Source organism: Rhodoplanes roseus, from assembly GCF_003258865.1.
Taxonomy (GTDB): Bacteria; Pseudomonadota; Alphaproteobacteria; order Rhizobiales; family Xanthobacteraceae; genus Rhodoplanes; species Rhodoplanes roseus.
The window spans coordinates 1-4,801 of sequence record NZ_NPEX01000367.1 but is presented as its reverse complement, the minus strand read 5'-3'; the positions used below and the strand labels follow the sequence as shown (position 1 = coordinate 4,801).

The 4,801-nt window shown below is 72.3% G+C and carries 7 protein-coding genes; 1 reads left to right on the top strand and 6 read right to left on the bottom strand.

Going from position 1 to position 4,801, the window contains the following annotated elements; all coding sequences use genetic code 11:
* Positions 1-107 precede the first annotated feature (107 nt).
* Genes arsB through CH341_RS28200 form a run of 4 tightly spaced genes read right to left on the bottom strand, consistent with a single transcriptional unit; the run spans position 108 to position 2,485 of the window.
* On the bottom strand, positions 108-1,160 hold the full coding sequence (gene arsB / locus CH341_RS28215) for an ACR3 family arsenite efflux transporter (RefSeq protein ID WP_111422399.1): 1,053 nt from the start codon (positions 1,158-1,160) through the stop codon (positions 108-110).
* An 11-nt stretch (positions 1,161-1,171) separates the two neighbouring features.
* Positions 1,172-1,612 carry an arsenate reductase (glutaredoxin) gene (gene arsC, locus CH341_RS28210; protein ID WP_111422397.1) on the bottom strand — a complete coding sequence of 147 codons (441 nt, stop codon included), beginning with the start codon at positions 1,610-1,612 and terminating at the stop codon, positions 1,172-1,174.
* Positions 1,612-2,139, bottom strand: a complete 528-nt coding sequence (locus CH341_RS28205) for an arsenate reductase ArsC (RefSeq protein WP_111422394.1) — start codon at positions 2,137-2,139, stop codon at positions 1,612-1,614. Before CH341_RS28205 ends, arsC begins: the two co-directional genes overlap by 1 nt.
* Positions 2,132-2,485, bottom strand: a complete 354-nt coding sequence (locus tag CH341_RS28200; RefSeq protein ID WP_111422392.1) for an ArsR/SmtB family transcription factor — start codon at positions 2,483-2,485, stop codon at positions 2,132-2,134. The genes CH341_RS28205 and CH341_RS28200 overlap by 8 nt, the downstream gene beginning before the upstream one ends.
* Before the next feature lie 86 nt (positions 2,486-2,571).
* Between CH341_RS28200 and CH341_RS28195 the strand changes: the two genes are divergently transcribed.
* A complete protein-coding gene (locus tag CH341_RS28195) occupies positions 2,572-3,438 on the top strand; it encodes an arsenite methyltransferase (RefSeq protein WP_111422402.1) in 867 nt (288 codons plus the stop codon).
* On the opposite strand, the gene CH341_RS28190 is transcribed toward CH341_RS28195, so the two are convergent.
* Positions 3,383-3,850, bottom strand: a complete 468-nt coding sequence (locus CH341_RS28190; RefSeq protein ID WP_210208651.1) for a hypothetical protein — start codon at positions 3,848-3,850, stop codon at positions 3,383-3,385. The genes CH341_RS28195 and CH341_RS28190 overlap by 56 nt on opposite strands.
* A 57-nt stretch (positions 3,851-3,907) precedes the next feature.
* A partial coding sequence (locus tag CH341_RS28185; RefSeq protein ID WP_111422389.1) for an acetolactate synthase large subunit occupies positions 3,908-4,801 on the bottom strand: 894 nt, incomplete at its 5' end.

Genomic DNA, 4,801 nt, shown 5'->3' with positions numbered 1-4,801 from the left:
GCCGCCGGGCGCCCCGACGAACCAGCGAGCCGCTCGCGAGGAGGGCGCGCGACGAGGCCGACCGCAGCCTGAAGCCGGGCGGCCCGGGATCGCGCCGGCCGGCCGGCTCAGGCCCGCCGCGTCGCCGGGTGGGCGGCGTCGGCCCGCTCGTACCAGGCCTTGCTGCGGTTGACGATCCACACCACGGTCAGCATCACGGGCACCTCGATCAGCACGCCGACCACGGTGGCGAGCGCGGCGCCGGACTGGAAGCCGAACAGGCTGATGGCGGCGGCGACGGCGAGCTCGAAGAAGTTGCTGGCGCCGATCAGGGCCGAGGGGCCGGCGACGCAGTGCCGCTCGCCGGCGAGCCGGTTGAGCAGATAGGCGAGGCCGGCGTTGAAATAGACCTGGATCAGGATCGGCACCGCCAGCAGCCCGATCACCAGCGGCTGCGCGAGAATCTGCTCGCCCTGGAAGCCGAACAGCAGCACCAGCGTCGCCAGCAGGGCGACCAGCGAGAGCGGCCCGAGCCGGCCCAGCAGGGCCGCCAGCGAGGCCTCGCCGCCACCGGCCAGCACGCGACGGCGGACCACCTGGGCGATCGCCACCGGGACGACGATGTAGAGGACGACCGACAGCACCAGCGTGTCCCACGGCACCGTGATGGCCGACAGGCCGAGCAGCAGGCCGACGATCGGCGCGAAGGCGAACACCATGATGGTGTCGTTGAGCGCCACCTGGGACAGGGTGAAATGCGGCTCGCCCTTGGTCAGGTGCGACCACACGAACACCATCGCGGTGCAGGGCGCCGCCGCCAGGATGATCAGGCCGGCGATGTAGGAGGCGATCTGGTCGGCCGGCAGATACGGCCGGAACAGCCAGCCGATGAAGAACCAGCCCAGCGCCGCCATCGAGAACGGCTTCACGGCCCAGTTGATGAACAGCGTCACGCCGATGCCGCGCCAGTGCTCGCGCACCCGGCCGAGCGCGGCGAAGTCGATCTTGATCAGCATCGGGATGATCATCAGCCAGATCAGCACGGCGACCGGCAGGTTCACCTTGGCGATCTCGGCTGCCCCGATGGCGTGGAACACGCCCGGCACGACATGGCCGAGCGCGATGCCGGCGACGATGCAGAGCGCCACCCAGACGGTCAGGTATCGTTCGAACAGGGACATGTGCGGGTCCTTCAGGCCGTTTCGACGGGGCGCGCCGCGACGGGGCGCCCGGCCGCGTCGGTCACCGGCTCGCCGTCCTCCTTGCTCAACGCGCCGCGCTGCGGCGGCAGCAGGTCGAGCACCAGCTCGGAGGGGCGACACAGGCGGACGCCCTTCGGCGTCACCACCAGCGGGCGGTTGATCAGGATCCGATGCGCCGTCATGGCGTCGAGCAGGGCGTCGTCGGAGAGCGCCGGATCGGCGAGCCCGAGCGCGGCATACGGCGTGCCCTTCTCGCGCAGTGCCTGGCGAACCGTCAGTCCGGCGCGAACAATCAGCGCGGCCAGCAGGGCGCGCGACGGCGGGCACTTCAGGTACTCGATCACGTGCGGCTCGACGCCGGCATTGCGGATCATCGCCAGCGTGTTGCGCGAGGTGCCGCACTCCGGATTGTGGTAGATGATCACGTCCATCAGGCGAGCTCCGCCTTGCGGCCGGTGGCGCCGTCCATGCGGCCGATCGCGGTGAGCTTGGCGCCCAGCGCCAGCGGGTCGAGGCTGCGGATCGGCAGCGCCGTGAAGGCGCCGATCCGGTTCTTGAGGAACCGCAGAGCCTGGACGAAGGCGCGCTCCCGCTCGATCGCCGTGCCCTCGACGTCGGCCGGATCCTCGATGCCCCAATGCGCCGTCATCGGCTGGCCCGGCCACACCGGGCAGGCCTCGCCGGCGGCGTTGTCGCAGACCGTGAAGACGAAATCCATCACCGGCGCGCCCGGCTGCGCGAACTCCTCCCAGCTCTTGGAGCGCAGCCCGTCGGTCGGGTACTCGGCCTTCTCCAGCACGGTCAGGGCGAGCGGATTGACCACCCCCTTGGGCCGGCTGCCGGCCGAGAAGGTGCCGAAGCGCCCGCGGCCGTCCTTGCGCAGGATGCTCTCCGCCAGGATCGAGCGCGCGGTATTGCCGGTGCAGAGAAACAGAACGTTGAAGACGCGGTCAGCCATCGGCCGGCTCCTTCGGACAGCAGGGGGTGAGATCGGCGATCAGCGGCGCGCACACCTCGGCGCGGCCGCCGCAGCAGTCGGCCAGAAGGAACAGCATCACGCGCCGGAAGCGCTCCAGGTCGGCCCGGTAGACGATCGAGCGGCTGTGGCGCTGCGACGAGACGAGCCCGGCCCGGGTCAGCACGGCCAGGTGGGCCGACATGGTGTTGGCCGGAACAGCCAGCGCCTTGGCGATGTCGCCGGCCGGCAGCCCGTCGGGCTCGTGCTTCACCAGCAGCCGGAACACGTCGAGCCGGGTCGACTGGGCCAAGGCGGCGAGCGCCAGCATGACGGAGGTTGATTCCATAGTTCTAGAATAGTAGAGATAAGGGCGAGACTCAAGGGGCGTGCTGCACCCGCCCGATCGCACCGGCTGCGCAAAGGATGCTGATCATGGCCACCACCGACGCGACCACCGGCGCCGCTGCGGACGTGAAGGACGTCGTGCGTGAGAAATACGCCGCGGCGGCCCGACAGGTCGGGGCGGGCGACAGCGCATGCTGCGGGCCGTCCGGTCGCGGCGGCTGCGATCCGATCACGTCGGATCTCTACGAGGCGGCGCAGGCCGAGGGGCTTCCGGCCGAGGCGCTGCTCGCCTCGCTCGGCTGCGGCAACCCCACCGCGCTCGCCGCGCTGGCCGAGGGCGAGACCGTGCTGGATCTCGGCTCCGGCGGCGGCATCGACGTGCTGCTGTCGGCCCGCCGCGTCGGACCGACCGGCAAGGCCTACGGGATCGACATGACCGACGAGATGCTGGCGCTGGCGCGGCGGAACCAGCGTGCGGCCGGGCTCGACAATGTCGAGTTCCTGAAGGGCGAGATCGAGGCGATCCCGCTGCCCGACGCCTCCGTCGACGTGATCATCTCGAACTGCGTCATCAACCTGTCGGGCGACAAGGACCGGGTGTTGCGCGAGGCGTTCCGGGTGCTGAAGCCGGGCGGCCGCTTCGCGGTGTCGGACGTGGTCACGCGCGGCGAGATTCCCCCGGCGCTGCGCAGCGACATGCTTTTATGGGTCGGGTGCCTGGCCGGCGCGCTCGACGAGTGCGACTACGCCGAACGGCTGGCGGCCGCCGGCTTCACCGAGATCGGCATCGAGCCGACCCGCGTCTACAAGGTCGAGGACGCCCGCGACCTGCTGGTCGGCAAGGGCCACGATGTCGACGCGCTGGCGGCCGATCTCGACGGAAAGTTCTTCGGCGCCTTCATCCGCGCCAGAAAGCCGGGCGCGTGCTGCGCCCCGTCCTGCTGCGGCGGCTGACGGCGGCCCGGACCGGGGCGCGCCGCGCCGGCGATTCCGGCCGCGGCGACAGCGAGGTCACGAAGGCCCGCACGATCGTCGTCACGTCGCCGGCGATGTCGAACTGGTCCTCGCCGCGCAGCCATTGATCGATCAGCCCCGACACCAGGCTGCTGAAGGCGAGCCCGGCATGCTCGGGCGTCCACGGTGCGGCGAGCGCGCCGCGCTCGGCGGCGAGCCGGAAGATCACCACGGACGCGGCCCGCAGCCGCCGGTCGAAGCCGCGCTGCCGGCCCGGATCGTCGATCACGGCCCAGCTTCGGGTGATCTCCTCGAGCGAGACGGCCTCGACGCCGCGGGCGAGAAACAGCCGCTCGGCGGCCGTCAGGATGGTCTCGCGCGTCCGCGTCTGCTGCCGGCCGTCACCCTCCACCCCACGGCGCTGCCGGCGCCCGCCGTCCGCACCGTTCGGCGGCGTCGCGTCCGCCCGTCAGACCACCGCCTCGATCAGCCGCGGGCCGCGGGCCGCGAGCGCCGACGCGAGGGCGTCCTCGAAGGCGCGCGTCTCGTCCACCCGCACCGCCTCGACGCCCATGCCCTGGGCGAGCCGCACCCAGTCGAGCGCCGGGTCGGTGAGCTCGAACATCCGCATCGCCTGCGAACCAGCGTCGGCGGCGCCGACCGCCCGCAGCTCCTCGATCAGCACCTTGTAGGCGCGGTTGGCGAACAGGATCGTCACCACGTCGAGCTTTTCCCGCGCCTGCGTCCACAGGGCCTGCAGCGTGTACATGGCGCTGCCGTCCGCCTGCAGGGCTAAGACCTTGCGGTCCGGGCAGGCGACCGCTGCGCCGGTCGCCACCGGCAGGCCGTCGCCGATGGCGCCGCCGGTGAGGCTGAGGAAGTCGTGCGGCGCCGCCGTCTCCAGCACCCGGTACTGGCCGAAGCCGCTGGTCAGGCTCTCGTCGCTGACGATCGCGTTCTCGGGCATCAGCCGCCCGAGGATCCGCATGACCGCGCCGGGCTCGAGCGTGCCCGCCTGCGGCCGCTCCGGCGCCTGTCGCGGCGCCACCGGAGCCGGCGCCGTCGCGCCGAGCGCCTCCGCCACGGCCTGGAGTGCCGCGACCCCGTCCTCGTGCGGATGCGCCAGCACCAGCGGCGTGCAGCCCGGCGGCGTCAGCTCGCTCGGCTGGTCCGGATACTTGAAGAAGGCGACGGGCGCCTGCGCCCCGACCAGCACCAGCGTCCGGGTCCCGGTCAGCATGGCGACGGCGGGCTCCGGCCGGTAGGGCAGGCGCTCGACCACGACGCGCCCGGCGCCGCGCGCGATCCGCGGCGCGAAGGTGTCGCAGACGAGCCGCGCCCCGGTCGCCGCCGCGATCTTGCC

Bases quoted from the DNA above. Each gene is read 5' to 3' on its own strand.
- arsB (WP_111422399.1), bottom strand. From the start codon at position 1,160: ATGTCCCTGTTCGAACGATACCTGACCGTCTGGGTGGCGCTCTGCATC.
- arsC (WP_111422397.1), bottom strand. From the start codon at position 1,612: ATGGACGTGATCATCTACCACAATCCGGAGTGCGGCACCTCGCGCAAC.
- CH341_RS28205 (WP_111422394.1), bottom strand. From the start codon at position 2,139: ATGGCTGACCGCGTCTTCAACGTTCTGTTTCTCTGCACCGGCAATACC.
- CH341_RS28200 (WP_111422392.1), bottom strand. From the start codon at position 2,485: ATGGAATCAACCTCCGTCATGCTGGCGCTCGCCGCCTTGGCCCAGTCG.
- CH341_RS28195 (WP_111422402.1), top strand. From the start codon at position 2,572: ATGGCCACCACCGACGCGACCACCGGCGCCGCTGCGGACGTGAAGGAC.